The organism is Mesorhizobium sp. P160927, assembly GCF_057766385.1.
Window position 1 is genome coordinate 1,460,829 of sequence record NZ_JBYMDW010000001.1, and the last position, 25,735, is coordinate 1,486,563.

Below are 25,735 nucleotides of genomic sequence, written 5' to 3' on the forward strand. Positions count from 1 at the left end.
GCTCTAAGCCCGGCTTATCTCCTGGAGATACCAGCCGATATAACGCAGCTCGTTGTACTCCATCGGCGCGATCGGTCCGGGCACGAAATAGTGCGAGCGTACGCCGCGCGCGGTATGCTCGATGATCTTCTTGTCCTCGTCGGTGGTGACCTTCCAAAGCCAGGTCAGTTTCTCCAGATCGTAGTCCTGGCCTTCGACGGCATCGCCGCGCACCAGCCAGATCAGTTCCATCTCGCAGGTCTGAGCGGTTTTCGGGATGAACCGGTAGATCATCCCGTGGTCGGGGTAGCAGACGAGGAAAGTCGTGCCGCCAAGATGGATGGAGGTGACGCCGCCGTCGTAGTCGGTGAAGCGGCCCATCAGGGGCGCGACGGGGGAGCCGTCCCGGCTGCCGCTCGAAACGCCGTCGTAAAGCGCGTAGCGGAAGGTGTGGATCGCCTCCTGGCCGGCGGCCGAATTCTGCCAGCGATCACCGCTGCCGATCTCGATGCCGAGAGCGCAGGTCCGCTGTTCCATCGCGGCATTGAGTTGCTCGATCATTTCCGCGGGTTTTTCCAGCGCGTGCGTCTGCGAATATTCGGGATGCGCCGGTCCGCAATGGTAGCATTCGACGTAATTTTCGACGGCGAGCTTCCAGTTCGCGTCGAGCGGATAGCTTTGGCGATAGGCCACCTTGGCATCGCCCCAACCATATTGCCCGCAACTCGTGCGCAAAGATTGCTCGATCGGATCGAAATCGAGTGGCGTCTCGGCGAAGGAGATGAAGACAAGGCCAGTCGCGACGCGCACATGGAGTTTCTTCAGCCCGTGCGCGGTGCGGTCGAAATCCTTCGGCATCAGCCTGGCGGCGCGCAGCGAGCCGTCATTGGAATAGGTCCACGCATGGTACGGGCAGACGAACACTTTCGCGTTGCCCTTCTCTTTGGTGCAGACCTCGGCGCCGCGATGGCGGCAGACATTGAGCATGGCATGCACGGTGCCATCCATGCCACGCGACAGGATGATCGCCTCGTCACCGAGCTTGAACAGTTCGAAGTCGCCGGGATTGGGAATGACGCTGGCATGCGTCAGGCAATGCCAGTGGCGGCGGAACAGACGTTCCATGTCCCGCTCGAAAATATCCTGGTCATGGTAGAATGGGCGCGTCAGGCCGTAGCCTGGCCGGTGCGAGGCCACCAGCCGATCGATGGCATCTTCGGTATTTGCGGCTTGCTGGATAGGATAGACGCTCATTTATCGTTCTGCCCAATGGTTGGTTCTGGCGGATGGCTGTCTGTGTGTCGGTCTTCTGGCTAGCCGCCCATGCTCGCGCGCGGCAGGTGGATCAGGTTGCCGAAGCGGGCGCGCAATCTGTCGTCGACCAGCTTGGGCACGTGCCGCGGAAATCGTTCCGCAAGGATGCGCTTCTTTTCGTCGATCGCCCGGGCCAATATATCAGGCCGGCCTTGTTCGTTCCATTCCTTCGGTGAGGAACGATCGCCGAAGGCGGGATAAAAACGCTCTGCCTGCGCCGACTTGAGCGTTTGCTCGTTGTCAAGGTAATGGCCCGGACCCTTGAGGCAGACATCGGCGATGGTGTCGATCGACAGCGCTTCGTCCGTCACTTCGATGCCGCGTGCGCAGCGCAGGCAATGGCCAAGCATGTCATTGTCGATGATCAGGCTTTCCAGGCAGAAGCCGAGCAGCGAGGCATGCATGCCGGCCAATTCGTAGACGAGATTGAGGCCCGAAAGGCCGGCCATCACATTGGTGATGCCTTTCTCGTAGCCGGATTGGATATCGGGCAGTTTCGAGTCTGTCATGCCGGCGGCCGAGCCGCCCGGCAGGTCGTAGAATTGCGCCATCTGCGCGCAGGCCGCCGTTACCACCGCCTGTTCGGCCGAGCCACCGGCCATGGTGTTGGTGCGCAGGTCCGACATGAACGGCCAAGCGCCGAAGATCGCCGGATGTCCCGGCTTGAGTGCGTTGACATACACCAGGCCGGTCAGCACTTCGGCCACTGCCTGCGCGACCGCGCCGGCCATCGCCGCCGGAGCGGTTGTTCCGGACTGGCCGGTGGACAGGAGTAGGATAGGGATGCCGCCTTCGACGCAGGCCTCGAGCACGCCGCAGGCATCCTCGGCGAACTTCATCGGCGGCACGACGAAGGAGTTGGAGTTGGAAACGAATGGCCGGGCGCGGAAATTCTCCTCGCCACCGGCGATGGCATAGAGCATTTCGAGCGCCGGCTTCACATTCTCGCGCACGGTGAAGGACGTGCCGACATGCTTCGATGTCCCCATCACGCAGGCGTAGAGCGTGTTGAAATCCATATCGAGCGGGTCGGCGATGTCGCGCGCCACCATCGGCCGCTGGAAAAAATGGATGTTGCTCAGTCCATCGACGATGCGGGCGGCGTCATAGATGTCCTGCAGCTTCGATTCGCGATACTCGCGTTTTTCGAGATCCACCAGATGCACGGCGATACCCGCTGTGCCGTAGTGGACGCGCTTGCCCTGGATCACCATGTCGTGCCTGGGGTCCTGGCCATGCAGCGTGAAATGCCGCGCGGCACGCTTGATGGTGTCGAGTATGAGCGCACGCGGGAAACGGATGCGGCCATCGTCGCCATGGGTGGCGCCCGCCTTGGTCAGGACTTTTATGCAGGACGGGATGGCGTTGGCGAACCCGACGGTTTCCAGAAGCGTCAGCACGCCCTCATGGATGCGCTCGCAGTCGTTTCCGCGCAAAGGTCTGTAACCGCCGCCTTCCATGGCTTGGAGTAGTGGCCCATTTGGTGGAATGGCTGATTTCCCCGCATATCCCGTTTCGCGACCGCCCGAGCGTTGTGGACGACGGTTCGCCGGCATGTCCTGCTTTTCGACAGCCACTGGCATGGCACTCCACCTCTACCGGCAGTCTCGTGGCGGTTGGTCCACCATCAACCTGCTTCTTCTCTGACGCCGACTATGCCGCCGGCACTGGCCCATCCTATGAGCCAGCTGGCCTAGCTACATGTGCCAGATCTAAAACAAACCGGAGCCGCTGAGAAGCGGCTCCGGTGAAGAAGTCGGATTGATGATCAGGCGGCGGCCGGCCTGCGTCCGGCGGCGGTGGCGAGTTCCCGGATGCCGGGCTCGATGTGCTGCAGAGCGATAGAGGAAATGCCCAACCTCATGAAACGCGAAGGCTTCTCGGTGCGGTCGAAGAAGCGGTCGCCGGGCTCGATGATGACGCTGCGCGAGGCCGCGGCTTCGGCCAAACCGCGGGAATCGGTGCCTCGGGGCCCTTCCAGCCACAGCGACGTGCCGCCGGCCGAATCGGTGGAACGCCATTCCGGCAGGAAGGCCGAAATCGCATGGACCAGCCGCTTGCGCCGCTCGTCGAAGGCGCTCGACAGCCGCCGCACCAGCGCTTCGTGATGGCCGAGAGACAGGAAGAGCGCCACGGCGCGCTGATTGTTCGCCGGCGGATGGCGCAGCATGAAGCGGCGCAGCGCCCTGAGTTCGGCGATTAGTCCAGCGGAAGCCACGATGTAGCCAAGCCGCAGGCCTGGGGCCAGCGTCTTCGACATCGAGCCGACATAGACGACGCGGCCGGAACGGTCGAGGCTCTTCAAGGCCTGCTGCGGCGCCTCGTCGAGAAGCTGGCTGTCATAGCCGTCCTCGATGATGATCTGGTTGTGCCGGTTGGCGCGCGCCAGAAGGTCCTGCCGCCGCTCCGCCGACAACGGCACCATGGTCGGGCAATGATGGCTGGGGGTGACGAAGATGAAGCCGGAATCATTGGGAATAGAAGAGGTTACGATACCGGACTGGTCCACTGGCACCGGCTCGATGTCGGCGCCCGCGAGCCGGAAGATCGAGCGTGCGTCGGGATAGCCTGGATCCTCCATCGCCACTTTCGAGCCCTTGGTCATCAGCAGCGAGGCCAGCATATAGAGCGCATTCTGGGCACCCAGCGTGACGATGATCTCGTCGGGATTGGCGAAGATGCCGCGCCGGGGCAGCAGCCGTGCCTGGATCTGCTCGATCAGCAGCGGATCGTCGCGGTCGACCATGTCGGACGCCCAGTTGCGGATCTCCAGCACGGCCAGCGCCATGCGGTTGCACTCGCGCCACTCGGCGGTAGGGAACAGCGCCGGGTCGAATTGGCCGTAGACAAACGGGTAGGAAGACTTGATCCAGTTCTCGTGCTTGGCGGGCGGCGGCATGTCGCTTGCCGCGATCTGCCGGCGCGCTTTCCAGTCGATCTCGTTGGCCTGGTCGGGTGCTTTCTGATGCGGCTTGGCGGGTGTCGCCAGCACGTCCGGATTGACGAAATGGCCGCGCCGCTCGCGTGCCACCAGGAAACCCTGGTCGACGAGCTGCTGGAAGGCCAGGACAACCGTTCCGCGCGCCACGCCGAGTTTTTCGGCCAGGATCCGGCAGGAAGGCAGCGGCATCGAAGCGGCGATCTGGCGGTCGAGAATGGCGGCCACGATGGCTTGGCGGATCTGCGCCTGCAGGGTCTGGCCGGATTCAGCCGAAATCCGGAACAGGCCGGACCATATCGCCGTGTCGTTTCTCTGTGGCATGGAATATGTTCCTCGATGGCCAGCTTTTTTCGCTTGGCTGGACCAGCCGAACGTAACCGTGGCACAAGGGGTTGCGCCAATCAATTTTTCTGATCTTTGGGATTTATGCCAGTGATCCTTCAAGCTCGAAATAAGGCGCGGCCCCTCGCTCCTCGATACCCATCGCCCCCTCGGTACCCACCTCCTTGCCCGATACACGTCATCGCATCTTGATGTGCTGCGTCATTGCCGCGTATTGACCGGAGGGATTTCAGCTCAATAGTTGGGAGCGCGACGACACGCGCCGGAAACATCCGGTCTGATATGGTGCGTCGAAAACGCCAGGAGTCCCCGCCAGTGGATCAGTCAGCCTTCCAGAAACAGCTTGCCGCCCTGCGCGACCATCGCGCCGCGGCCCCGGGCGATATGCGCCAGGCCTTTGCCGCCGATCCGCAGCGCTTCAAGACATTCTCCGCCGCTGACGGCGACCTCCTGCTCGACTGGTCGAAATGCGCCGTCGACGCGACGACCATGGATTTCCTTGAGAAGCTCGCCGCCACAGCCGATCTCGAAGGCCGTCGGGCCGCCATGTTCGCCGGCAAGAAGATCAACACCACCGAGGGCCGCGCCGTCCTGCACACGGCGCTGCGCAACCTGAGCGGCAAGGGCGTCACGGTTGACGGCCAGGACGTCAGGGCGGATGTGATTTCCGTGCTCGATGCCATGGGCACCTTCGCCGATGCCATTCGCTCCGGCAAGGCAACAGGCGCCACAGGCAAGAAGATCACCGATATCGTCAACATCGGCATTGGCGGCTCCGACCTTGGTCCGGCGATGGCGACGCTGGCGCTCGCCCCCTATCATGACGGCCCGCGCGCCCACTATGTCTCCAACATTGACGGCGCTCACATCCACGACACGCTGAAGGGGCTGTCCGCCGAAACCACGCTGTTCATCATCGCCTCCAAGACCTTCACCACGGTCGAGACGATGACCAATGCGCGGACGGCGCGCGACTGGGTGCAGAAGGCGCTCGGCAAGCAGGCCGTGGGCAAGCATTTCGCCGCCGTCTCGACCGCGCTCGACCTGGTGGCCAAGTTCGGCATCGAGCCGGATCGCGTCTTCGGCTTCTGGGACTGGGTCGGCGGCCGCTATTCGCTTTGGGGCGCGATCGGCCTGCCGGTCATGATCGCCATCGGCCCAAGGAATTTTCGCGCTTTCCTCGACGGCGCGCACGAAATGGACGAACACTTCCGCACCGCGCCGCTCCACAAAAACCTGCCGGCGCTCCTCGGGCTGGTCGGCTGGTGGCACCGCGTGGTTTGCGGCTATCCAGCCCGCGCGGTCATTCCCTACGATCAGCGCCTTTCCAGACTGCCGGCCTATCTGCAGCAGCTCGACATGGAATCGAACGGCAAGAGCGTCACCCTTGACGGTACTCCGGTGATGACGCCGACCGGGCCGCTGGTCTGGGGCGAGCCAGGCACCAACGGCCAGCACGCCTTCTTCCAGCTGCTGCACCAAGGCACCGATTTGATCCCGGTCGAGTTCCTGGCCGCCGCCGTCGGCCACGAACCTGATCTCAAGCATCAGCATGACCTGCTGCTCGCCAACTGCCTGGCGCAGTCGGAGGCGCTGATGAAGGGCCGTACGCTGGAAGAGGCGCGCGCGCAGATGCTGGCCAAGGGCATGAAGCCTGCCGATGTCGACCGTATCGCGCCGCATCGTGTCTTCTCCGGCAATCGGCCCTCGGTGACCATCCTCTACCGCAAGCTCGACCCGCGCACCTTCGGCCGGCTGATCGCGCTTTACGAGCACCGCGTCTTCGTCGAGGGCACGCTGTTCAACATCAATTCCTTCGACCAGTGGGGCGTCGAACTCGGCAAGGAACTGGCCACCGGCCTCCTGCCTGTCGTGGAAGGCAAGGAAAGCGCCGCAAACCGGGATGCCTCGACCAGGGGCCTTGTGGAACGCATCCACCAATTGCGTGGTTCGGAGTGAAGCGCTTGGCTGAGATCAAGGGGATATTGTTCGACAAGGACGGAACGCTTGTCGACTTCAACGCGACCTGGCTCGGCGTCGCCGACTTCATGGCCATGGACGCGGCCGACGGCGATCGCTGGAAAGCCGACAGGCTGCTCGCGGCCGCGGGCTTCGATTTCGCCAACCGGCGCTTCAAGCCCGACTCCATCTTTGCCTCCGGCACCAATCTCGACGTTGTCGAACTGTGGTTCCCGCGCCTGTCCAACGAAGACCAGATGCTGGCCGTCGCCCGTTTCAACGAGATCACCTCGGTGCAGGGCTCGACGATGGCGGTGGCGCTGCCAGGGATCGCCGACACGCTGGCTCTGCTGCACAGGCGATCCTACCGGCTTGGCGTCGCCACCAACGATTCGACAAGCGGCGCGGAAAAGACGCTTGTCACGCTGGGTGTCGCGCAACTGTTCGACGCCGCCTATGGCTACGACGCGGTGGCCAACCCCAAGCCCGCTCCCGACACCATCCAGGCCTTTTGCGATCTTACGGGGCTCAAGCCGTCGGAGATCGCCATGGTCGGCGATAACAGACACGATCTCGAAATGGCGCGTGCCGGCGGCTGCGGCCTGGCGGTCGGCGTGCTCTCCGGCACCGGCACGCGCGAATCGCTGGCCGAGATCGCCGATGTCATCCTGGATTCGGTTGCCGATCTGCCGGATTTCCTTTCGGCACGGGTCAAGGAGACGGTCTGATCGGCAGGGCGAGGGACGGTTCGGTCTCAAGGCGAAAGACAGCGCTCGGCTTCAGCGAGGCGTCTTTCGCCTCGCCGAAATCCGGCACCTTGTATTCGGCAACCAGCCGCAGCCGCGAGCGGGGCAGATAGGCCCGGCCCGGATCGCCGACCAGCACCTCGACGCCGGCGGCGAGGCAGCGGTCGAGGAAAGGCATCATCCCGAGGGCGACACCTTGCCCGTAGAACACGTCGCCGGCGAGCACCAGGTCCACGGCGGGCGGCGGCCCGGTGGTGATGTCGTTCCCCATTATCGTGATCGTGACGCCATTGGCCGCTGCATTCAGCGCCAGCGCGGCAACGCCGTTCCGATCGACCTCGGCGGCCATCACCGCACCCGCGCCGGCCTTCGCGGCGGCAATGCCGACGATGCCGGAGCCTGCTCCAAGGTCGAGCACGCGGCGGCCCGCCACGATCTCCGGATGGTCCAGCACATAGCGCGCCAGCACGGCGCCGCCTGCCCACGCATAGGCCCAATAGGGCGGTTGCGGCTCCTGAGAATCGGCATCATCGTCTTCCACAAGACGCCTCAGCCCGCTGCTCGGGTGGGAGGTATAAAGCCGGATTTCGGGAAGTGCCGGCACCGATGCCAGGCGCATGTTCGCCTTGATGAATTCCGCCGGTTCGAGGCGCGGGCGTTGGTCCGGCGTATCGTCGTTGGCGAGCCCCACTATTCGCGCAGCGCCCGCCGCAGGATCTTGCCGACCGGCGTCTTCGGCAATTCGGTCCTGAACTCGATGTATCTAGGCCGCTTGTAGCCGGTCAGGTTCTCGCGGCAAAAGGCGGTGATGGCCTCGGCGGTCAGGGCCGGGTCTTTCTTGACGATGAACAGTTTCGGCACTTCGCCCGAATGCTCGTCCGGCACGCCGATGGCCGCCACTTCGAGCACGCCGGGATGCGCCGCCACGACCTCCTCGAGTTCGGTCGGATAGACGTTGAAGCCGGAGACGAGGATCATGTCCTTCTTGCGGTCGACGATCTTGGTGAAGCCGCGATCGTCCATGAAGCCCATGTCGCCGGACTTGAAGAAGCCGTCCTTGGTCATCACCTTGGCTGTCTCGTCCGGCCGGTTCCAGTAACCGGCCATCACCTGCGGTCCCCTGATGCAGATCTCACCGACCTCGCCGAGCGGTACGTTGTTGCCGTCGTCGTCGCGAATGGCGATTTCGGTCGAAGGCAGCGGCAGGCCGATGGTGCCGGTGAACTCGCCGGAGCTGAACTTGTTGGCCGTCGCCACCGGCGAGGTCTCCGAAAGACCATAGCCTTCGCTGATGGGGCACCCGGTCAGCGCTTTCCAGCGCTCGGCGACACCCTTCTGTACCGCCATGCCGCCGCCCAGCGTCAAGAGCAGCGGCTTGAAGTCGAGCTTGCGGAAGTCTTCATTGTTGAGCAGCGCGTTGAACAGCGTGTTGAGGCCTGGAAAGATATGGATCGGATACTTGCCCATTTCCTTGACGAAGCCGGGAATGTCGCGCGGATTGGGGATCAGTATGTTCTGGCCGCCCATCTGCATGCCCATTAGCGCATTCACCGTCAGCGCGAAGATATGGTAGAGCGGCAGTGCGCAGACGAGATTGAGATGCGCCGGCTTTGGCTTGACGGTGTAGGCGTCCTGCAGCCACAGCGCATTCTGCGCGACATTGGCCAGCACATTACTGTGCGAGAGGGTCGCGCCTTTGGAGATTCCGGTGGTGCCGCCGGTATATTGCAGGAAGGCGACGTCGCTGGCGGCCACCGTGGCCGGCTTGAATGTCATGCCGCGGCCAGCCTTGAGGGCCGCGTTGAACTTGACATGGCCAGGCAATGACCATGCCGGCACCATCTTCTTGACGCGGCGCACGACAAGATTGACGATCGAGCCCTTCAGGCCGCCGAGCAGGTCGCCCATGGCCGCGACGACGACGTGCTTGACCGAGGTCCTTGCGACGACCGCTTGCAGGGTGTTGGCGAAGTTTTCGAGGATGACGATGGCCTGCGCTCCGGAATCCTTGAGCTGATGCTCCAGTTCGCGCGGCGTGTAGAGCGGATTGACGTTCACCACCGTGAAGCCGGCGCGGGCGACCGCCATCATCGCTATGGGATACTGCAGCACGTTCGGCATCATCAGGGCGACACGCGCGCCCTTCTGCAATCCTGTGGACTGCAGGTAGGCACCGAAGGCCGCCGAAGACTGTTCGAGCTGCGCGTAGGTGATGGACTTGCCCATGCACGTGAAAGCCGGCTGGCCGGCGAACTGCTTGCAGGCGCCAACGAGGAAGTCGCCGATGGAACCGTAGGGAAGGGCGCCGATCTCGGCCGGCATGTTCTTGGGATAGCTGTTGAGCCATGGCTTTTGCGGCAGGCCGACGGCGAGTTCGGTGAGCGCCTTCGGCAGCCGCTGGCTGGCCGCTGTCGCTGGCTTCGAGACCGGTGCAGCCTTCACTGCTGGCGAACTCTTCGTCGTCGCGGTTTTGCCCGTTCCGGCCTTGCCCGATCCGGCCTTGGTCGCGGGCGCCTTTGCTGGCGCGGCCTTCGTCGCCGGCTTCGCGGCGGTGCTGGCGGTGGCCACGGCTTTTGCCGCGGGTGCTTTCTTGGCGGCCGCCGCCTTCGCGGTCGCGGCCTTGCCGGCGGCCGCCTTGCCTTGCCCGACGGCGCCGGCGGCAGGTCTAGGCCTCGCCTTGGCCGACGCTTTCACCGGCGCCTTCGATGCTTTTGCCACCCGTTCCTCCTCGACAACCCTGGTCGCCTGTTCTCGCTGGGCCCTACCGCGCCGCCTCCAGATTGATGGAGACGTCCCTCCGCTGCCGCCAGCTGCCTATCTATGTATTGCCTCTATCGGCGGCGGTGCAAGTCTTGCCCTTGCGGCAGGATGCCGAAAGATATGCAACCGAAAATCTTTCCGCCGGCCATGGCTGGAACGGCATCTTTCCGCACCCGGCGGCGGATGAATACTGGGCGCGGGACCGTTGTGACCAGGGGTCAGATCAATAAAAAAATGCGGTCGTTAATAATATCGTGAATAGAAAAAACTGCTAATTTTTTCTGCCATTTAGCAAAATCGCGGATTTTTTTCCTGCTTCCCGAGGGGTAAGCAAACGGGGTGTTCCAAACCCGGAAAAACGGTGCTTATATGCGCGCTTCGCGAGCCTGATAGAGGGGCTTGGAAGAACATCAGGGAGTGCTCAATGAAGAAGAAATTGACTTTTGCAGCCGCGTTGCTGGCTGCAAGCGTCCTGGGCGGCGTGGCCAACGCGAAAACTCTGGTCTATTGCGCTGAGGCGTCGCCGGAGGGTTTCGACCCGGCGCCGTATACCGCGGGCCAGACGTTCGACGCGTCCTCGCGTACCGTCTTCAACCGCCTTGTCGAATTCGATCACGGCAAGACCTCGGTCTCGCCCGGTCTGGCGGACAGCTGGACCATTTCCGACGACGGCAAGGAATATACTTTCAAGCTGCGCAAGGGCGTCAAGTTCGCGCCCACCGACTACTTCACCCCGACCCGCGACCTGAACGCCGACGACGTGGTGTTCTCTTTCGAGCGCCAGGTTGACAAGAATGGCCCCTGGTTCCAGTACATACCGGGCATCGCCTACCAGTATTACAATGACCAGTTCGGTGACAACATCACCAAGGTCGAGAAGGTCGACGACCTGACGGTGAAGTTCAGCCTCAAGGAACCGGCGATCACCTTCATTCCGACGCTGGGCATGGATTTCGCCTCGATCGTCTCGAAGGAATATGCCGACAAGCTGCAGGCCGACAAGACGCCTGAACTGTTCAACCAGAAGCCGGTCGGCACTGGGCCGTTCATCTTCGTCGACTACCAGGCCGACGCCGCCATCCGCTACAAGGCCAACCCGGACTATTGGGGCGGCAAGCAGAAGATCGACGATCTGGTCTTCGCCATCACCACCGATCCGGCGGTGCGCGCGCAGAAGCTGAAGGCCGGCGAATGCAACATCATGTCCTACCCGGCACCGGCCGACATTGCCGGCCTGCAGGCCGATGCGAACCTGACGGTCGCGGAGCAGGAAGGCCTCAACGTCGGCGCGCTGATGTACAACACCCAGCAGAAGCCGTTCGACGACGTGCGTGTCCGCAAGGCGCTCAACATGGCCATCAACAAGAAGGCCATCATCGATGCCGTGTTCCAGGGCGCCGGCCAGGTGGCGATCAACCCGATCCCGCCGACCATGTGGTCCTACAACAAGGACGTGAAGGACGACCCGTACGATCCGGACGCGGCCAAGAAGATGCTTGAAGAGGCCGGCGTCAAGGACCTCAAGATGAACGTCTGGGCGATGCCCGTCTCGCGTCCGTACATGCCGAACGCGCGCCGCACCGCCGAGCTGATCCAGGCGGACTTCGCAAAGGTCGGCGTCACCGTCAACATCGTCAGCTACGATTGGGGTGAATACCTCAAGCGCGCTTCCGCGGTCGATCACGACGGCGCCGTCATCGTTGGCTGGACCGGCGACAATGGCGATCCGGACAACTTCCTCGGCGTGCTCCTGAGCTGCGCTTCCGTCGGTTCGAACAACCGCGCGGAATGGTGCAACAAGGACTTCGATGCGCTCATCAACAAGGCCAAGACGGTTTCCGACCAGGCCGAGCGCACCAAGCTCTACGAACAGGCACAGGTCATCTTCAAGGAGCAGGCACCGTGGGCGACGCTCGCCCACTCCAAGGTGTTCATGCCGATGCAGAAGACCGTCTCCGGCTTTGCGATGGATCCGCTCGGTATCCATCGCTTTGACGGCGTCGATATCGCCGAATAAGGTTCGCGAAACGGGGCGGCGCCACAAGGCGCCGCCCCACCTCGCCCGCCATGCTGCGTTATATCCTCGGCAAGCTCGCCCTCATCATCCCGACCTTCATCGGGATAACCATCCTCGCTTTCGGCTTCGTGCGCATCCTGCCCGGTGATCCGGTGCTGGTGCTTGCGGGCGAACGTGGCCTGTCGCCCGAACGCCATACGGCGCTGATGCACCAGTTCGGGTTCGACCTGCCGATCTGGCAACAGTATCTGACCTATCTGACCAATATACTCGGCGGCGATTTCGGCACCTCGTTTTCAACCAAGACGCCGGTGCTCAAGGATTTCCTGGTGCGGTTCCCGGCCACGGTCGAACTCGCCATCTTCGCCATGGTCTTCGCCGTCGTCCTCGGTGTCGCCTTCGGCATTTTCGCCGCCATCCGCCGCGGCTCCTGGTTCGATCAGCTGACCATGGGCACCGCGCTCGCCGGCTATTCCATGCCAATCTTCTGGTGGGGGCTGCTGCTGATCATCGTGTTTTCCGGCACGCTGCACTGGACGCCGGTCTCGGGCCGCATCGACCTTCTCTACTTCTTCAAGCCGGTGACCGGCTTCATGACCATCGATTCCCTCATCTCGGGCCAGAAGGGCGCCTTCCGCTCGGCGGTGTCGCATCTCATCTTGCCCACCATCGTGCTCGGCACCATTCCGCTGGCGGTCATCGCCAGGCAGACCCGCTCGGCCATGCTCGAAGTGCTGGGCGAGGATTATGTGCGCACCGCGCGCGCCAAGGGGCTGGCGCCGCGGCGCGTCATCGGCCTGCATGCCTTCCGCAACGCGCTGATCCCGGTCGTCACCACGATCGGCCTGCAGGTCGGCACGCTGTTGACCGGCGCCATCCTGACCGAGAGCATCTTTTCATGGCCGGGCATCGGCAAGTGGATGATCGACGCCATTTCCAAGCGCGACTATTTCACCGTGCAGGGCGGGTTGCTTTTGATCGCGCTGATCGTCATGTCGGTGAACCTTATCGTCGACGTGCTCTATGCCGTCATCAACCCGCGCATCCGGGCGAATTGACATGACCAATGAAGGCCCAGCCACCGTCGAAGCGGCGACCGTCGTCAAGCCGCAGGATGCGCGGCTGCAGATGTTCGCCGAATTCTGGCACTATTTCTCGATCAACAAGGGCGCGGTGATCGGCCTCTTCGTCTTCGCCCTGCTGATCCTGATCGCAATCTTCGCGCCGTTGCTCGCTCCGCATTCGCCTGATGACCAGTTCCGCGACTTCTTCCTGACGCCGCCGGCCTGGCAGGCGGGTGGCAACGCGCAATTCCTGCTCGGCACGGACGCCGTCGGCCGCGATATGCTTTCGCGCCTGATCTACGGCTCGCGCTTCTCGCTCGCCATCGGCTTCGTCGTCGTCACCACGGCGCTGATCTCCGGCGTCGTCCTCGGTTTGCTCGCCGGCTACTGCCGTGGCTGGGTCGACACGCTGATCATGCGCATCATGGACATCATCCTGGCTTTCCCGTCGCTGTTGCTGGCCCTGGTGCTGGTCGCGGTGCTCGGCCCTGGCCTCGTCAATGCCATGATCGCCATCGCCTTCGTGCTGCAGCCGCACTTCGCCCGGCTCACCCGCGCGGCCGTGATGGCGGAGAAGACCCGCGAATATGTAGTCTCGGCCAAGGTCGCCGGGGCCAGCCATCTCCGGCTGATGCTGGTCACCATCCTGCCCAACTGCATCGCTCCGCTGATCGTGCAGGCGACGCTGTCCTTCTCCAATGCCATCCTCGAGGCGGCAGCCCTCGGCTTCCTTGGCATGGGGGCGCAGCCGCCGACGCCGGAATGGGGCACCATGCTTGCCGAAGCTCGCGAGTTCATCCTGCGCGCCTGGTGGGTGGTGACCTTCCCCGGACTCGCCATCCTGATCACCGTCTTTGCCATCAACCTGATCGGCGACGGCCTGCGCGACGCGCTCGACCCCAAGCTGAAGAGGTCGTGAGCATGTCCCTGCTCGAGATCAAGAATCTCACCGTTTCCTTCGACACCGCCGCCGGACCGTTCATGGCCGTGCAAGGCATAGACCTTTCGGTCGAGCCGCGCGAGGTGCTGGCGATCGTCGGCGAGTCAGGCTCCGGCAAGTCGGTCTCGATGCTGGCGGTGATGGGGCTGTTGCCCAACACCGCGACGGTCAAGGCCGACCGCATGGCTTTCGACGGCGTCGACCTGCTGAAGCTCAGCCCGTCCGAACGCCGCAAGATCGTCGGCAAGGACATCTCGATGATCTTCCAGGAGCCGATCGCCAGCCTCAACCCATGCTTCACAGTCAGCTTCCAGATCGAGGAAGTGTTGCGCTTCCACATGGGCATGGATCGCGCCCAGCGCCGGGCCCGCGCCATCGAGCTGATGAAACTGGTCGGCATTGCCGATCCGGAAGAACGGCTGAGCTCGTTTCCGCACCAGATGTCCGGCGGCCAGTGCCAGCGCGTCATGATCGCGATCGCCATCGCCTGCAATCCGAAGCTTCTGATCGCCGACGAGCCGACCACCGCGCTCGACGTCACCATCCAGAAGCAGATCCTCGATCTTCTGGTCTCGCTGCAGGCGAAATACGGCATGGGCCTGATCATGATCACCCACAATATGGGCGTCGTGGCCGAGACCGCCGACCGCGTCATCGTCCAGTACAAGGGCCGCAAGATGGAAGAGGCCGACGTGCTGTCGCTGTTTGAATCGCCGAAAAGCAATTATACGCGCGCATTGCTGTCGGCGCTGCCGGAAAACGCAATCGGCGACCGGCTGCCGACTGTGTCCGACATGCTGTTCGAGCCTGCCCCCTCGGCCGCGGGAGCCTCCGCATGAGCACCACGGTTCTCGAAGGCAAGAACATCGTTCGCGACTATCATATCGGCGGCGGCCTGTTCACCGGGCCGCGCACCGTACATGCGGTCAAGGGCGTCTCCTTCACGGTGGACAAGGGCAAGACGCTGGCCATCGTCGGCGAAAGCGGCTGCGGCAAGTCAACGCTCGCCCGCATCATCACCTTGATCGATCCCGCGACTTCGGGCGAGCTGTTCATCGACGGCAACAAGGTCGATATCGCCAAAGGTGGATTGACGAAGGAGATGCGCCGCAAGGTGCAGATCGTCTTCCAGAACCCTTACGGATCGCTCAATCCGCGCCAGAAGATCGGCGATGTGCTGGGCGAACCGCTGCTCATCAACACCGACAAGCCGGCCGCCGAACGGCGCGACCTCGCCATGAAGATGCTGAAGAAGGTCGGTCTCGGTCACGAGCACTATAATCGCTATCCGCACATGTTCTCGGGCGGCCAACGCCAACGCATCGCCATTGCCCGTGCGCTGATGCTGAACCCCAGCCTGCTGGTGCTCGACGAGCCGGTCTCGGCGCTCGATCTCTCCGTGCAGGCGCAGGTGCTCAACCTGCTCGCCGACCTGCAGGACGAGTTCCAGCTGACCTACGTCTTCATCAGCCACGATTTGTCCGTGGTGCGCTACATCGCCGACGATGTGATGGTCATGTATTTCGGCGAGGCCGTCGAATACGGCTCGCGCGACGAGGTCTTCGCCGACCCCAAGCACAGCTACACCAAGACGCTGTTCGCCGCGACGCCACGCGCGGACGTTGCGTCGATCAAGGCGCGGCTGGCGAAGAAGAAGGCCGCCTAGAGTCAAAAGCCAACTGCTCTGAACGACCGAGTTTCCCCCAAAGCCGACTTACACGCCAAGACCTGGACGATCGCTTCTTGCCAGATTTCAGTTGTTGGCGCGACCCGAGACAAATTCTAGAAGCAGCCGGTCCGCTTAGCCGGCCGGAATGTCCATGACGGCGTGGTGAGCGGTCCGGCAGCTATCAGGACAAGAGCTGTCGATAGCTGCCGTCCACTGCGCCGGTTGCGAGCGCAGATATGCCGACGATCCGACTGCCGCTCTACGCTCACCGGCGTACTTTGCTACTCGTCCATCAGGCCACGTTCACGCAGCACGTCGTATTTGAGAATTTCACCCCTGATGGTATCGCCCCATCGACCAACGAACGCCATCGTGTCGGTAGCATGGAGATGTGCAGTGAGTGCGGCCTGGTCTCTCCACCGCTTGGCGATCAGGAGGCGACCGGCAAGCGGATCGTCCACAGCCGCGTCATAGGAAAGATTTCCGTCCCGCTGCCGGGTAGCTATGGCGAGGTTCTGGAGATCCTGGACAAACTCGGCGACCGACGAGGGCTCGACGTACATATAGCCGGTAACAATCAGCATCATGGGTTACCTTGATGGATCCCGCTCGACCGTCTGCACTTCCGACGATCGGGCGGCTGAAAGCAACAAATCAAACGGCCAGCACGATCTTGCCTTGAATACTGCCGTCGGCGGCCCGCTCATGCGCGCGCGATGCCTCGGCCAGCGGGAATGTGCTGTCGATGACGACTCGCACAATGCCGTCGTCGAGCAGGCGGGCGGCTTTTGCCAACTGCGCGCCATTGGATCGAACCTGTGTGGACGAGACCGTGATGCTCAGCTTCTCTGCCTCCTCGTGACCAGCGAAGCCCAGCGGGTTGACCAGGAACAGCGTGCCGCCCGGCTTCAGAACATGGAAGAAGCGCTCCATGTCCGCGCCGCCCACCGCGTCGAGGACGAGGTCGACGTCTCGGACGACATCGTCCGCCGCGGTTGTCTTGTAGTCGATGAACTGATCCACGCCGAGATCGCGCATCAGCGCCTCGTTCTTGGCTGATGCCACCGCGATGACGCGAGCCCCCCGCCATTTCGCCAACTGGACGGCCAGATGCCCGACGCCGCCTCCGGCACCGTTGATGAGCACCGTCTTGCCGTCGAGGGGCACCGGCTCGTGCCGGGAGGGCTGGAACGGATTTGGCTCATCGTGGCCAAGTTCGATCAAGAGCTGCCATGCTGTCAGAAGCGACATCGGCGCGCCGGCCGCATGAATATGGTCGATGCCGGCTGGTTTCAACGCAACATGCGATGCCGGCACACTGACATAATGCGCGTAGGCATTGCTACCCGTCATCAGGTCATCGGGGAAGCGAACCATTGCATAGACCTCGTCGCCGATGCTGAACTCAGCGACCTCGGCGCCAACCGCTTCAATGACGCCCGAAACGTCCGTGCCGAGAATCAGTGGGAAGGACGGGTTGGGCCGCCATTGTGGCGGCAGTGCGCGATAGCCGTCCCGCAGATACCAGTCGGGCGGATTAAGCCCCGCCGCCTGGACGCGAACAAGCACCTCGCCGGGCTTCACATCCGGCCTCAGCGCGTCTTCGTACACCAGCACCTCGGGACCACCGAATGCGTGCAGACGGACTGCCTTCATCTTATCGCTCATTGATCAAATCTCCGCTCACCTGTCATTGGAACGAATCTAGTGGCGGCACTTCCGGTTGATAATCGGTGCCGATGGCACTTAAGTAATGCCATGGCGGAACATATTACGTTGGATCGGCTCACTGGCATCATCGCCTTCGCTCGTGCCGGATCGCTGGGCAGCTACACGGCAGCGGCGCGCGCGCTGTCGATTTCCCCGTCCGCGGTCAGCAAGAGCGTTCAGCGGCTCGAGCGGCATTTGGGGGTGTCGCTGTTTACCCGTTCGACGCGCTCGCTCACCTTCACGCCAGAGGGGCGCGACCTGCATGAGCGCGCGCTGCGTCTGCTACGCGAGGCGGAGGAAATCGAGCAGACGGCAATGACCGCGCGCTCCGAACCATCGGGCACGTTGCGCGTGGCCGCGTCGCTGCCGATCGGACTCCACGTGATCGCTCCCGCTTTACCGGCTTTCCGCCGGCTCCATCCGAACCTGGTCGTCGACCTCAGGCTGGGTGACCAGATGGTGGACATGATTGAGGAAGGCATCGATCTCGCCGTACGCATCGGTGATCTGGCTGACACCCGGCTACTATCACGCAAGCTCGCACCACATCGGCTTTGCTGCTTCGCATCGCCAGTCTATCTCGAGGAACGCGGCACCCCGACCCATCCTGATCACTTGGGAGGGCATGACACCGTCAATCTTCGCTATCAGAGCACAGGCCAGACCTTTCGCTGGCCCTTCCGGATTGGCGACCGTGAAATCGAGATTGTGCCCAATTCCGGTGTGGTCGCTGATGCCAGCGATGCCGTGCTCATCATGCTGGCAGCCGGCGGTGGGATAGGCATAGGCGCTTCCTTTATGGCGGCTCCCTATGTGAAGCGCGGCGAACTGGTCCCCGTGCTGTCCACGTTCGCGGTCGAGCGAAATAACGTGACCGTGCTCTGGCCGGCAAGCCGACGCGCTAACCCTGCCGTGCGCGCCTTTCTGACCATGCTCGACTCCGCTTTCACGCTGCGAATGACAGTTTGAGGCATCGACTGATCTGCCGCGGAAGGGCCGCTTGTGGGTCGTCAGCGGCCGTTGGATTCCGGCCAGTCGAACGGCAGCTTTCTCCAGCCGTTAACCCAAAGGCGGACTGTCGCTTGTCGGCCGTTCCCGCCGTTCCGAAACGCATATCCGAATGGCCGCTCCCAGCCCCTTCCTGGACTGGACGTCGATCACGAAAGCCTGGCTATGATTTGCCGCAAAGCCTCGCCGAACTTGTGGATCTCCTCGACCGTGTTGTAGTGCACCAGCGAGGCGCGGATGGCGCCGCTGTCCATGCTGAGGTTGAGGCGCTTCATCAGCCGCGGCGCGTACATGTGGCCGTCGCGGATGCCGATCTGCATCTCGGCCATGTCCTCGACGATCCGCTGCGGCGACAGCTTGCCGATGTTGAAGCAGAAGGTCGGCACGCGCTCGTTGATGCGGGCTTCGTCGGCAACGCCATAGATCGTCGCTCCGCAATCCCTGAGCACGCCAAGCATCTCGCGCGCCAGCACCAGCTCGTAGTCGCGGATGGCGCCCATGCCGGCGACGATGTTTTCGCGCCGTGAGCGATTGTTGGAGGGCGCCAGATTGCGGCCGATCAGTTCCAGATATTGCACGGCGGCGTCCATGCCCGACACGTTCTCGTAGATGAAGGTGCCCGCCTCGACCTTGTAGGGCGGTTCGTCCGGAATGAAATCCTCGCGGAAGGTCGGCAGCCGCTTCAGCGTCTCGAAGCGGCCCCACAGGAAGCCCATGTGCGGCGAGAAATTCTTGTAGCCGGAGCAGACGAGATAATCGCAACCCCAGGCTTGTACGTCGATCAGCCCATGCGGCCCGTAATGCACGCAGTCGAGGAACACTTCGGCGCCGGCGGCATGGGCGATTTGCGCGACCGACGCGACGTCGACGATCGAACCGATCGAGTGCGCCGTCACCGTGCAGGCGACCAGCCGAGTGCGGTCCGAAACCAGCGGCTTGAGATCGTCGACATGCAGATTGCCATCTTCACGCATGCGCCACCACTTGAATTTGGCGCCGGCCGATTCCAGCGCCAGCCAAGTCGCGATGTTGGCGTCGTGGTCCATGTCGGTGATGACGATCTCGTCGCGTTCAGAAAGCATCTGGCCGATGCCGAGGCTGACGAGGCGGATGAAGGAGGTGGCGTTCATGCCGAAGCAGATTTCCGCCGGGCTGAAGGCGTTGATCAGCAGCGCAACGCTTGTCCGCGCATCGGCGACCGACTCGTCGACGGTGACGCTGCGGCCATAACGCCCGCCGCGCTGCACATTGTGCGAGATCAGATGGTTGGTCACCGCGTCGAGCACGCTCTGCGGAATCTGCGCCCCGGCGGCGTTGTCCATGAAGATGAAATCACCGGCCCGCTGCAGGGCAGGGAACATGGCGCGGATTCTTTCAACAGGGAACGCGCCGGACGTGCCGGTCGCACTGGCGGCTTGATGTTTGTTCATGGTCGTCTCCTGCGAAGTTCTCTGTAGATGGGAAATTGTAGGCGCGGTCAGCGCGTCTTCTCGGTTTTGAAACGGGCTTCAAGCAGGCTGACGAGACGAACCATCGGCCAAAGGAAGATGAGATAGACCAGTGCCGCGCCGATCAGCGGCGAGGGGTTGGCATAGAGCGACTGCGCGTTGGTCGCTTCCTTAAGCAGCTCCGGCAGCGCCACGGTAGAGGCCAGCGACGTGTCCTTGAACATCGAGACGCAGTTGCTGGTCATCGGCGGGATGACGACGCGCACCGCCTGCGGCAGCACCACCTTGCGCAAGGTCAAAAGGAACGGCAGGCCAAGCGCCTGCGCCGCCTCGAACTGGCCGCGCGGAATGCTCTCTATGCCGGAGCGGAACACCTCCGCCGAATAGGCCGACATGATGATGGCGAAGGCGGTCACCGCCGACGCCCAGGACGACAGGCGAATGCCGAGGAAGGGCAAGGCATAATAGATCAGGATCAGCACAACCAGCACCGGCAGGGCGCGGAAGATATCGGTATAACCGACCGCCAGCCAGCGCAGCGGCTTCGGCGCATAGAGCCGCAACAGGCTGATCACCAGGCCGATGGGAATGCCGATGCCGATGCTGAGCAGGCCGAGCAGAAGCGTGTTCAGGAAGCCGCGCAGCAACGCCGGCAGGCTCGACGCGATGACGTCGGCGTTGAAGAAAGTGTCGATCAGCGACATCAGGGCATTCCCGAACGGTGTTGCGTCATCTGACGCCAGAGCCCGACCCGGAACATCAAGATCGGCTTTGCCGAACGGATGCCGGTCCCGGGAAGATTATGCGTGAAAAACGGGACGTGCCGACCCCTTGGGGCCGGCACGCCTTCGTCCGTTGACCGCCGCTCAGGCCTTGGGCAGCGGCATTTCCTTGACGGTCGAGGAATCTGCTGGGGCGTCACTGCCGAACCACTTTTTATGGATCGCGGCCAACGTGCCGTCCTTCTTCATCGCCGTCAGCGCGTCGTTGAGTTTGCCGAGCAGCGGATGATCCTTGGTCATCATCAGGCCGTACTGCTCGCCGGTCTTGATGCGCTGCTTGACCTTCAGGTCCTTCATCTTCGTAAAGGAATATTCCATGCCGGGAATGTCGCTGACAGCGGCATCGATACGGCCGGCGCTAAGGTCGAGCAAAAGGTTCTGCTGCGTGTCATAGCCCTTCACGTCGCTGAACCCGTCGGCTTCCTGATGCGCCTTGACCCAGGTCTCGCCGGTCGAGCCCGAGAGCACGCCGACGATCTTGCCCTTGAGGTCCGCCTCGGCGTTGACCGCGCTGTCCGTCTTGGTCGCGATGCCCATGTCGGAATCATAATAGGGCTGGGTGAACGACTGCGACTTCAGCCGCTCCGGCGTGATGGTGATCGAAGAGATGGCGACGTCGATGCGCTTGGAGGTGGTCGCGGCGAACAATGCCTGGAAGCCGAGATCGGCGATGTCGGTGGTCATGCCGGCGCGCTTGGCCGCCTCGTTGACGATGTCGACTTCGAAACCCTCGAAGGTGCCGCTCTCGTTCTTGTATTCGAAGGGCGGATTGGTCGGGTAGGCGCCGACATTCAGCACATCGGCGGCATAGGCGGTTGCCGGTCCGGCCGCGATGCCGATTGCCGCGGCGACGAGGATGAGATTGCGACGGTTGAGCTTCATTGGTGGTCCCTCTGGGGTGTTCCCTCTGGTTGTTGATCGGGCGGGCTGGCCCGCACGGTTTCTTGCCGTCCCGCCTCCCAGCGGGGCGTCAATTCATGGTGGCGGCCATGCGGCTCGAGCGCGGCCGCGATTTTGTCGCGGTCGTATACGCATTCACGCGCGAAGGGTTTGCGATGATCTCGATATGAAGGTCGTGGATCTGAGCGCGCGCATCATGGAAAGCGTAGCGCGCGCTGGACGATGATTGGGGCTGCACAAACGACAAGGACTGAAACCCCTCCCACCCGGAGCACCATGATGACTGCCCGTAAAGCCCTCCAGGCCGACAGCCGCCATCCATCCTGAATGCTTATCCAAAGCGCGGCGCTTTTCAAGGCAAAAGTTTTAAGCTTAAAAAGTTTCCTGGCTTGATCGCTTGCGCAACCGGGCGCTAGCGCGGTTCCTCCCGCGCCAGTTCGGCCCGGGCGCCGGCATAATTGGCCGCGGCGCCCGCACCCAGGAAAATCGTGTCGCTGGCCAGGACGAAGAAGCTGGCGCCGATTGCCGCCCATTGGCCGATGGCCTGCGGGTTGGCGCAGAATATGCCGGAGATTTTGTTGTGCGCGATCGTCACGCCGATGATCCTGCGGATCGCGTCGGCGAGCTTGTCGGCGCCCTTCGGTCCGATCGCATCGATCGACACGGAGAGATCGCCGGGGCCGACGAAGATCACGTCGACGCCGTCGACATCAGCGATCGCCTCGATGTTGGCCAATCCCTCGGCGGTCTCGACCTGGACCGCCACGACGATCCTGTCATTGGCGCCGGCTAGATATTCGGGAATGCGATAGCCATAACCGGCCGCACGGCCGGGTCCGACGCCGCGCTCGCCCCGTGGCGGATAGCGGGATGCTTTCACGGCCATTGCCGCCTGTGCCGGTGTCGAGACGCGTGGCACCAGCACGCCTTGCGCGCCGCTGTCCAGCGCCGCCTGGATTGCTTCGGGCGACAGGCCGGGAACGCGCACCATCGCCGGCACGCGGTGGACGTCGGCGGCGCGCACCATGGTCTCGATGATGTCGCGCGATATCTGGGCATGCTCCCAGTCGATGCAGAGGAAGTCGAGGCCGGACATCGCCATCACTTCGACCGCGACGGGGTGAGGAATGGCAGCGAAGGAGCCGACGAGGTTGGCCTTGCCGATGCAATTCTGGCGGAACTCGCTCATCCCTATCCCTTTCTCATCCCGCCAAATTCATATCGGCAAACCGGCGCAGGGCGAAGCTATTTCATGCTTGAAATATTTTCGCGGAGCCGTAGCGTGCGATCTTCGCCGGGAGGTCGCGACATGAACAAAGCACATCCGCTGCACGGCTCCAACAAACTGAAGCTTGGCGTCTTCTCGACCAACGCCGATGGTGGTCTTGCCATATCGGACGTGCCGGAACGCTGGACGGCGAGCTGGCAGGACAATCTGACGGCCGCCCGGATCGCCGACCGCGCGGGGCTGGAGTTCATGCTGCCGATCGCGCGCTGGCGTGGCTTTGGCGGCCGCAACAAGGTGCGCGAGCGATCCTTCGAGACCTTCACCTGGGCGGCGGCACTCAGCATGGCCACCGACCGGATCGGCCTGTTCATGACCGTGCACGTGCCGCTGGTGCATCCGCTCTATGCCGCCAAGGCGCTGGCGACGGTCGACCACATCAGCCAAGGCCGCGCCGGCTTGAACGTCGTCTGCGGCTGGAACCCGAAGGAATTCGGCATGTTCGGAACGCCGCTGGTCGAGAAGGGCTACGACCAGGCGGCCGAATGGATCGAGATCCTCGAGAAGCTCTATGCATCGGCGGAGCCGCTTGACTACGAAGGCACCTATTATCACCTCAAGGATGCGGTCAGCAGGCCGGCCAGCCTGCAGGTTCCGCGCCCAGTGACCATGAACGCCGCTTTCGGCGGCCCGGGCCGCGATTTCGCCGCCGCCAGATGCGATTATCTGTTCACGACCTTTTCCGAGATGGCCGATGCGGGCAAGCATGTCGCCGACATCAGCGAGCGAGCCGACAAGGTTGGCCGCAAGGTCGGCGTCTACACCGTGGCCCATGTCGTCTGCCGCCCGACCATGGAAGAGGCGCAGGCCTATTACAACCGATATGCCGTCGATTTGGCCGATCACGAGGCGGTCGATGCGCATATGGCCGGCAAGAAGGAATTCTCGCAGTCGCACGACCCGCACGCCTATGACCGCTACCGCCAGCGTTTCGCCGGCGGTGCCGGCACCTACCCGCTGGTTGGAACGCCGCGGACGATCGCCGCCGAAATGGCCGCCATTGCCGCGCACGGCTATCAAGGCATCGCCCTGTCCTTCGTCAACTACACCAGGGAATTGCCCTATTTCTGCGACCATGTACTGCCTCTGCTGAGGCAGGCGGGGCTCCGCGAATAATATATTCCGCGAAAACGAATTACTTATTCCGGAATAACGGCGGTCGCCTGGATCTCCACCTTGGCGCGGTCCTCGACCAGCGCCACCACCTGCATGGCGGCCATCGCTGGAAAATGTCGGCCGATCACCTCGCGATAGGCTTCACCGATCCCCTTGAGGTTGCCGAGATATTCTGCCTTGTCGGTAAAATACCAAGTCATCGAGGTGATATGTCGTGGCTCCGCGCCGGCCTCGGCCAGCACCGCGACGATGTTGTGGAGCGTCTGCCGCACCTGGCCGGCGAAATCGTCGGTCTCGAACTGGCATTGCCCGTTCCAGCCGACCTGTCCGCCGACGAAGACGAGCCTGCCGCGCGCCGCCACGCCGTTGGCGTAACCGACCGGTTTTGCCCAGCCTTCCGGCTGCAGGATCTCGTGCATTTCGTCTCTCCGCCTATCCAATATCGGGTCCGCAATATCCGTCTCGAAACATTTCAGTCCGTGGTCACGACCTGTTCAGGCCGCCCCCATCACTTGTCGCGCGATCACCACTTTCTGCACGTCCGATGCGCCCTCGTAGATGCGCAGCGCGCGGATTTCGCGATACAGGCTCTCGACGATATGGCCTTTGCGGACACCATCGCCGCCATGCAGCTGCACGGCTTTGTCGATCACCTCCTGCGCCTTGTCGGTGGCGAACAGCTTGGCCATCGCCGCCTCGCGCGTCACCCGCGCCGCACCCATGTCCTTGGTCCATGCAGCGCGATAGACCAAAAGCGCCGCCGCATCGACGTCGAGCGCCATATCCGCGATGTGTCCCTGCACCATCTGCAGTTCGGCCATCGGCGCCCCGAACAATTTGCGCTCGGCCACGCGTTTGATGCTTTCATCGAGCGCCCGGCGGGCAAAGCCGAGCGCCGCCGCGCCGACCGTCGAGCGGAACACGTCGAGCACCGACATGGCGATGCGAAAACCGTCGCCCGGCCTGCCAATCAGCGCCGAGGTGGGCACGCGGACCTGGTCGAACGAAAGACGCGCCAGTGGATGCGGCGCGATCACTTCGAGGCGTTCCGCGATACCGAGGCCCTCGGCGTTGCCCGACACCAGGAAAGCGGAAAGCCCCTTGGCACCCGGCGCCTCGCCGGTGCGGGCGAAGACGACATAGAGATCGGCGATACCGCCATTCGAGATCCAGGTTTTTTCGCCCGTGAGAACGTAGCTGTCGCCATCGCGGGTCGCTGTCATCTCCATGTTGGCGACATCAGAGCCGGAGCGCGGCTCGGACAGGGCGAAGGCTGAGATCGCCTTGCCGTCCCGCGTCTTTGAAAGCCATTGCTGCTGGTCCGGCGTGCCGAACAGGCTGAGCGCGCCGGTGCCGAGACCTTGCATGGCGAAAGCGAAATCGGCGAGGCCATCGTGGCGGGCCAGCGTCTCGCGCGTGATGCACAGGGCGCGCACGTCGAGTGGCGCCGGGTTGTCCGTATCGAGCGCCGTCGGCTTCAGCCAGCCATCCCTGCCGAGCTTCGCCACCAACTCGAGGCAGGCGGCGTCGACGTCATGGTGGTCGACCGGCAGGTTTTTCGCGCACCAGGCGTCCAGGTGCTCGGCGAGTTCGCGATGGCGGTCTTCGAAGAAGGGCCAGTTGAGGAAGGAACGGTCAGGCATTTGTGCCTCCGCTGTTCTGCAAGGCTTGTGCTCTACTGCGCTCCTCTCTGTCCCGCCGGACATCTCCCCCACGAGGGGGGAGATTGGCAGCTTCGCTGGCGGCGCTTTCTTT

At 63.1% G+C, this 25,735-nt stretch carries 22 protein-coding genes; 9 read left to right on the forward strand and 13 right to left on the reverse strand.

The annotated features are described in order from the left end of the window. Positions 1–3 precede the first annotated feature (3 nt). From AC3CB8_RS07305 to pdxR, 3 genes are all read right to left on the reverse strand, one after another. Positions 4–1,233 (reverse strand): aromatic ring-hydroxylating oxygenase subunit alpha, encoded by a 1,230-nt coding sequence (locus tag AC3CB8_RS07305; protein ID WP_023772586.1) that lies wholly within the window; start codon positions 1,231–1,233, stop codon positions 4–6. 59 nt (positions 1,234–1,292) lie between these two features. Next, positions 1,293–2,876: a trimethylamine methyltransferase family protein gene (locus AC3CB8_RS07310; RefSeq protein WP_488377271.1), complete on the reverse strand. Its 1,584-nt coding sequence runs from the start codon at positions 2,874–2,876 to the stop codon at positions 1,293–1,295. A gap of 185 nt (positions 2,877–3,061) precedes the next feature. Further along, positions 3,062–4,555 carry a MocR-like pyridoxine biosynthesis transcription factor PdxR gene (gene pdxR, locus AC3CB8_RS07315; RefSeq protein WP_352563269.1) on the reverse strand — a complete coding sequence of 498 codons (1,494 nt, stop codon included), beginning with the start codon at positions 4,553–4,555 and terminating at the stop codon, positions 3,062–3,064. A 336-nt stretch (positions 4,556–4,891) separates the two neighbouring features. On the opposite strand from pdxR, the gene pgi reads away from it, so the two are divergent. Together pgi and AC3CB8_RS07325 are read left to right on the forward strand one after the other, a co-directional pair. Continuing rightward, positions 4,892–6,535, forward strand: a complete 1,644-nt coding sequence (gene pgi, locus AC3CB8_RS07320) for a glucose-6-phosphate isomerase (protein WP_352563268.1) — start codon at positions 4,892–4,894, stop codon at positions 6,533–6,535. Between the two features lie 5 nt (positions 6,536–6,540). Next, positions 6,541–7,263, forward strand: a complete 723-nt coding sequence (locus AC3CB8_RS07325) for an HAD family hydrolase (protein WP_023772589.1) — start codon at positions 6,541–6,543, stop codon at positions 7,261–7,263. Here AC3CB8_RS07325 and AC3CB8_RS07330 read toward each other — a convergent pair. Beyond that, on the reverse strand, positions 7,247–7,972 hold the full coding sequence (locus AC3CB8_RS07330; protein ID WP_435052998.1) for a class I SAM-dependent methyltransferase: 726 nt from the start codon (positions 7,970–7,972) through the stop codon (positions 7,247–7,249). The two genes, AC3CB8_RS07325 and AC3CB8_RS07330, sit on opposite strands and share 17 nt — an antisense overlap. Next, positions 7,972–9,999 (reverse strand): long-chain fatty acid--CoA ligase, encoded by a 2,028-nt coding sequence (locus tag AC3CB8_RS07335; RefSeq protein WP_023772591.1) that lies wholly within the window; start codon positions 9,997–9,999, stop codon positions 7,972–7,974. Before AC3CB8_RS07335 ends, AC3CB8_RS07330 begins: the two co-directional genes overlap by 1 nt. A gap of 466 nt (positions 10,000–10,465) precedes the next feature. Here AC3CB8_RS07335 and AC3CB8_RS07340 point away from each other — a divergent pair, with 466 nt between their 5' ends. From AC3CB8_RS07340 to AC3CB8_RS07360, 5 genes are all read left to right on the forward strand, one after another. Further along, positions 10,466–12,058: an ABC transporter substrate-binding protein gene (locus tag AC3CB8_RS07340; RefSeq protein WP_023772592.1), complete on the forward strand. Its 1,593-nt coding sequence runs from the start codon at positions 10,466–10,468 to the stop codon at positions 12,056–12,058. Between the two features lie 50 nt (positions 12,059–12,108). Beyond that, positions 12,109–13,116 carry an ABC transporter permease subunit gene (locus AC3CB8_RS07345; RefSeq protein ID WP_023772593.1) on the forward strand — a complete coding sequence of 336 codons (1,008 nt, stop codon included), beginning with the start codon at positions 12,109–12,111 and terminating at the stop codon, positions 13,114–13,116. Positions 13,117–13,186: 70 nt separating this feature from the next. Further along, the gene (locus tag AC3CB8_RS07350) at positions 13,187–14,041 is read left to right on the forward strand and encodes an ABC transporter permease subunit (protein ID WP_198030214.1); all 855 of its coding nucleotides are present in this window, start codon (positions 13,187–13,189) and stop codon (positions 14,039–14,041) included. 2 nt (positions 14,042–14,043) lie between these two features. Then, complete coding sequence (locus tag AC3CB8_RS07355; protein ID WP_023783372.1) at positions 14,044–14,901, forward strand: ABC transporter ATP-binding protein; 858 nt, start codon at positions 14,044–14,046, stop codon at positions 14,899–14,901. After that, positions 14,898–15,728, forward strand: coding sequence for a dipeptide ABC transporter ATP-binding protein (locus AC3CB8_RS07360; RefSeq protein WP_023772596.1), 831 nt, complete (start codon positions 14,898–14,900; stop codon positions 15,726–15,728). The genes AC3CB8_RS07355 and AC3CB8_RS07360 overlap by 4 nt, the downstream gene beginning before the upstream one ends. Positions 15,729–16,012: 284 nt before the next feature. Here the strand turns inward: AC3CB8_RS07360 and AC3CB8_RS07365 are convergent, their stop codons facing one another. Together AC3CB8_RS07365 and AC3CB8_RS07370 are read right to left on the reverse strand one after the other, a co-directional pair. Then, the gene (locus AC3CB8_RS07365) at positions 16,013–16,318 is read right to left on the reverse strand and encodes a putative quinol monooxygenase (RefSeq protein ID WP_488377272.1); all 306 of its coding nucleotides are present in this window, start codon (positions 16,316–16,318) and stop codon (positions 16,013–16,015) included. A 67-nt stretch (positions 16,319–16,385) separates the two neighbouring features. Next, positions 16,386–17,399 (reverse strand): NADP-dependent oxidoreductase, encoded by a 1,014-nt coding sequence (locus AC3CB8_RS07370; RefSeq protein WP_352563267.1) that lies wholly within the window; start codon positions 17,397–17,399, stop codon positions 16,386–16,388. Positions 17,400–17,489: 90 nt separating this feature from the next. Between AC3CB8_RS07370 and AC3CB8_RS07375 the strand changes: the two genes are divergently transcribed. Further along, positions 17,490–18,410, forward strand: coding sequence for a LysR family transcriptional regulator (locus AC3CB8_RS07375; protein WP_352726552.1), 921 nt, complete (start codon positions 17,490–17,492; stop codon positions 18,408–18,410). Between the two features lie 188 nt (positions 18,411–18,598). On the opposite strand, the gene AC3CB8_RS07380 is transcribed toward AC3CB8_RS07375, so the two are convergent. From AC3CB8_RS07380 to AC3CB8_RS07395, 4 genes are all read right to left on the reverse strand, one after another. Then, the gene (locus AC3CB8_RS07380; protein ID WP_023772600.1) at positions 18,599–19,879 is read right to left on the reverse strand and encodes a cysteine desulfurase-like protein; all 1,281 of its coding nucleotides are present in this window, start codon (positions 19,877–19,879) and stop codon (positions 18,599–18,601) included. Between the two features lie 47 nt (positions 19,880–19,926). Continuing rightward, entirely contained in the window at positions 19,927–20,601 is a 675-nt protein-coding gene (locus tag AC3CB8_RS07385) for an amino acid ABC transporter permease (protein WP_015314096.1), read from the reverse strand. A 162-nt stretch (positions 20,602–20,763) separates the two neighbouring features. Beyond that, positions 20,764–21,561, reverse strand: a complete 798-nt coding sequence (locus tag AC3CB8_RS07390; protein ID WP_023772601.1) for an ABC transporter substrate-binding protein — start codon at positions 21,559–21,561, stop codon at positions 20,764–20,766. A gap of 430 nt (positions 21,562–21,991) precedes the next feature. After that, the gene (locus tag AC3CB8_RS07395) at positions 21,992–22,768 is read right to left on the reverse strand and encodes an HpcH/HpaI aldolase family protein (protein ID WP_352547601.1); all 777 of its coding nucleotides are present in this window, start codon (positions 22,766–22,768) and stop codon (positions 21,992–21,994) included. A gap of 120 nt (positions 22,769–22,888) precedes the next feature. Here AC3CB8_RS07395 and AC3CB8_RS07400 point away from each other — a divergent pair, with 120 nt between their 5' ends. After that, positions 22,889–23,980, forward strand: a complete 1,092-nt coding sequence (locus tag AC3CB8_RS07400; protein ID WP_023783377.1) for an LLM class flavin-dependent oxidoreductase — start codon at positions 22,889–22,891, stop codon at positions 23,978–23,980. A gap of 23 nt (positions 23,981–24,003) precedes the next feature. On the opposite strand, the gene AC3CB8_RS07405 is transcribed toward AC3CB8_RS07400, so the two are convergent. After that, the gene (locus AC3CB8_RS07405) at positions 24,004–24,399 is read right to left on the reverse strand and encodes a RidA family protein (protein WP_023772605.1); all 396 of its coding nucleotides are present in this window, start codon (positions 24,397–24,399) and stop codon (positions 24,004–24,006) included. A gap of 75 nt (positions 24,400–24,474) precedes the next feature. Then, complete coding sequence (locus AC3CB8_RS07410) at positions 24,475–25,623, reverse strand: acyl-CoA dehydrogenase family protein (RefSeq protein WP_352563266.1); 1,149 nt, start codon at positions 25,621–25,623, stop codon at positions 24,475–24,477. Positions 25,624–25,735: the final 112 nt, after the last annotated feature.

Bases quoted from the DNA above. Each gene is read 5' to 3' on its own strand.
- AC3CB8_RS07305 (WP_023772586.1), bottom strand. From the start codon at position 1,233: ATGAGCGTCTATCCTATCCAGCAAGCCGCAAATACCGAAGATGCCATC.
- AC3CB8_RS07310 (WP_488377271.1), bottom strand. From the start codon at position 2,876: ATGCCAGTGGCTGTCGAAAAGCAGGACATGCCGGCGAACCGTCGTCCA.
- pdxR (WP_352563269.1), bottom strand. From the start codon at position 4,555: ATGCCACAGAGAAACGACACGGCGATATGGTCCGGCCTGTTCCGGATT.
- AC3CB8_RS07340 (WP_023772592.1), top strand. From the start codon at position 10,466: ATGAAGAAGAAATTGACTTTTGCAGCCGCGTTGCTGGCTGCAAGCGTC.
- AC3CB8_RS07345 (WP_023772593.1), top strand. From the start codon at position 12,109: ATGCTGCGTTATATCCTCGGCAAGCTCGCCCTCATCATCCCGACCTTC.
- AC3CB8_RS07350 (WP_198030214.1), top strand. From the start codon at position 13,187: ATGTTCGCCGAATTCTGGCACTATTTCTCGATCAACAAGGGCGCGGTG.
- AC3CB8_RS07355 (WP_023783372.1), top strand. From the start codon at position 14,044: ATGTCCCTGCTCGAGATCAAGAATCTCACCGTTTCCTTCGACACCGCC.
- AC3CB8_RS07360 (WP_023772596.1), top strand. From the start codon at position 14,898: ATGAGCACCACGGTTCTCGAAGGCAAGAACATCGTTCGCGACTATCAT.
- AC3CB8_RS07365 (WP_488377272.1), bottom strand. From the start codon at position 16,318: ATGATGCTGATTGTTACCGGCTATATGTACGTCGAGCCCTCGTCGGTC.
- AC3CB8_RS07370 (WP_352563267.1), bottom strand. From the start codon at position 17,399: ATGAGCGATAAGATGAAGGCAGTCCGTCTGCACGCATTCGGTGGTCCC.
- AC3CB8_RS07375 (WP_352726552.1), top strand. From the start codon at position 17,490: ATGGCGGAACATATTACGTTGGATCGGCTCACTGGCATCATCGCCTTC.
- AC3CB8_RS07380 (WP_023772600.1), bottom strand. From the start codon at position 19,879: ATGAACAAACATCAAGCCGCCAGTGCGACCGGCACGTCCGGCGCGTTC.
- AC3CB8_RS07385 (WP_015314096.1), bottom strand. From the start codon at position 20,601: ATGTCGCTGATCGACACTTTCTTCAACGCCGACGTCATCGCGTCGAGC.
- AC3CB8_RS07390 (WP_023772601.1), bottom strand. From the start codon at position 21,561: ATGAAGCTCAACCGTCGCAATCTCATCCTCGTCGCCGCGGCAATCGGC.
- AC3CB8_RS07395 (WP_352547601.1), bottom strand. From the start codon at position 22,768: ATGAGCGAGTTCCGCCAGAATTGCATCGGCAAGGCCAACCTCGTCGGC.
- AC3CB8_RS07400 (WP_023783377.1), top strand. From the start codon at position 22,889: ATGAACAAAGCACATCCGCTGCACGGCTCCAACAAACTGAAGCTTGGC.
- AC3CB8_RS07405 (WP_023772605.1), bottom strand. From the start codon at position 24,399: ATGCACGAGATCCTGCAGCCGGAAGGCTGGGCAAAACCGGTCGGTTAC.
- AC3CB8_RS07410 (WP_352563266.1), bottom strand. From the start codon at position 25,623: ATGCCTGACCGTTCCTTCCTCAACTGGCCCTTCTTCGAAGACCGCCAT.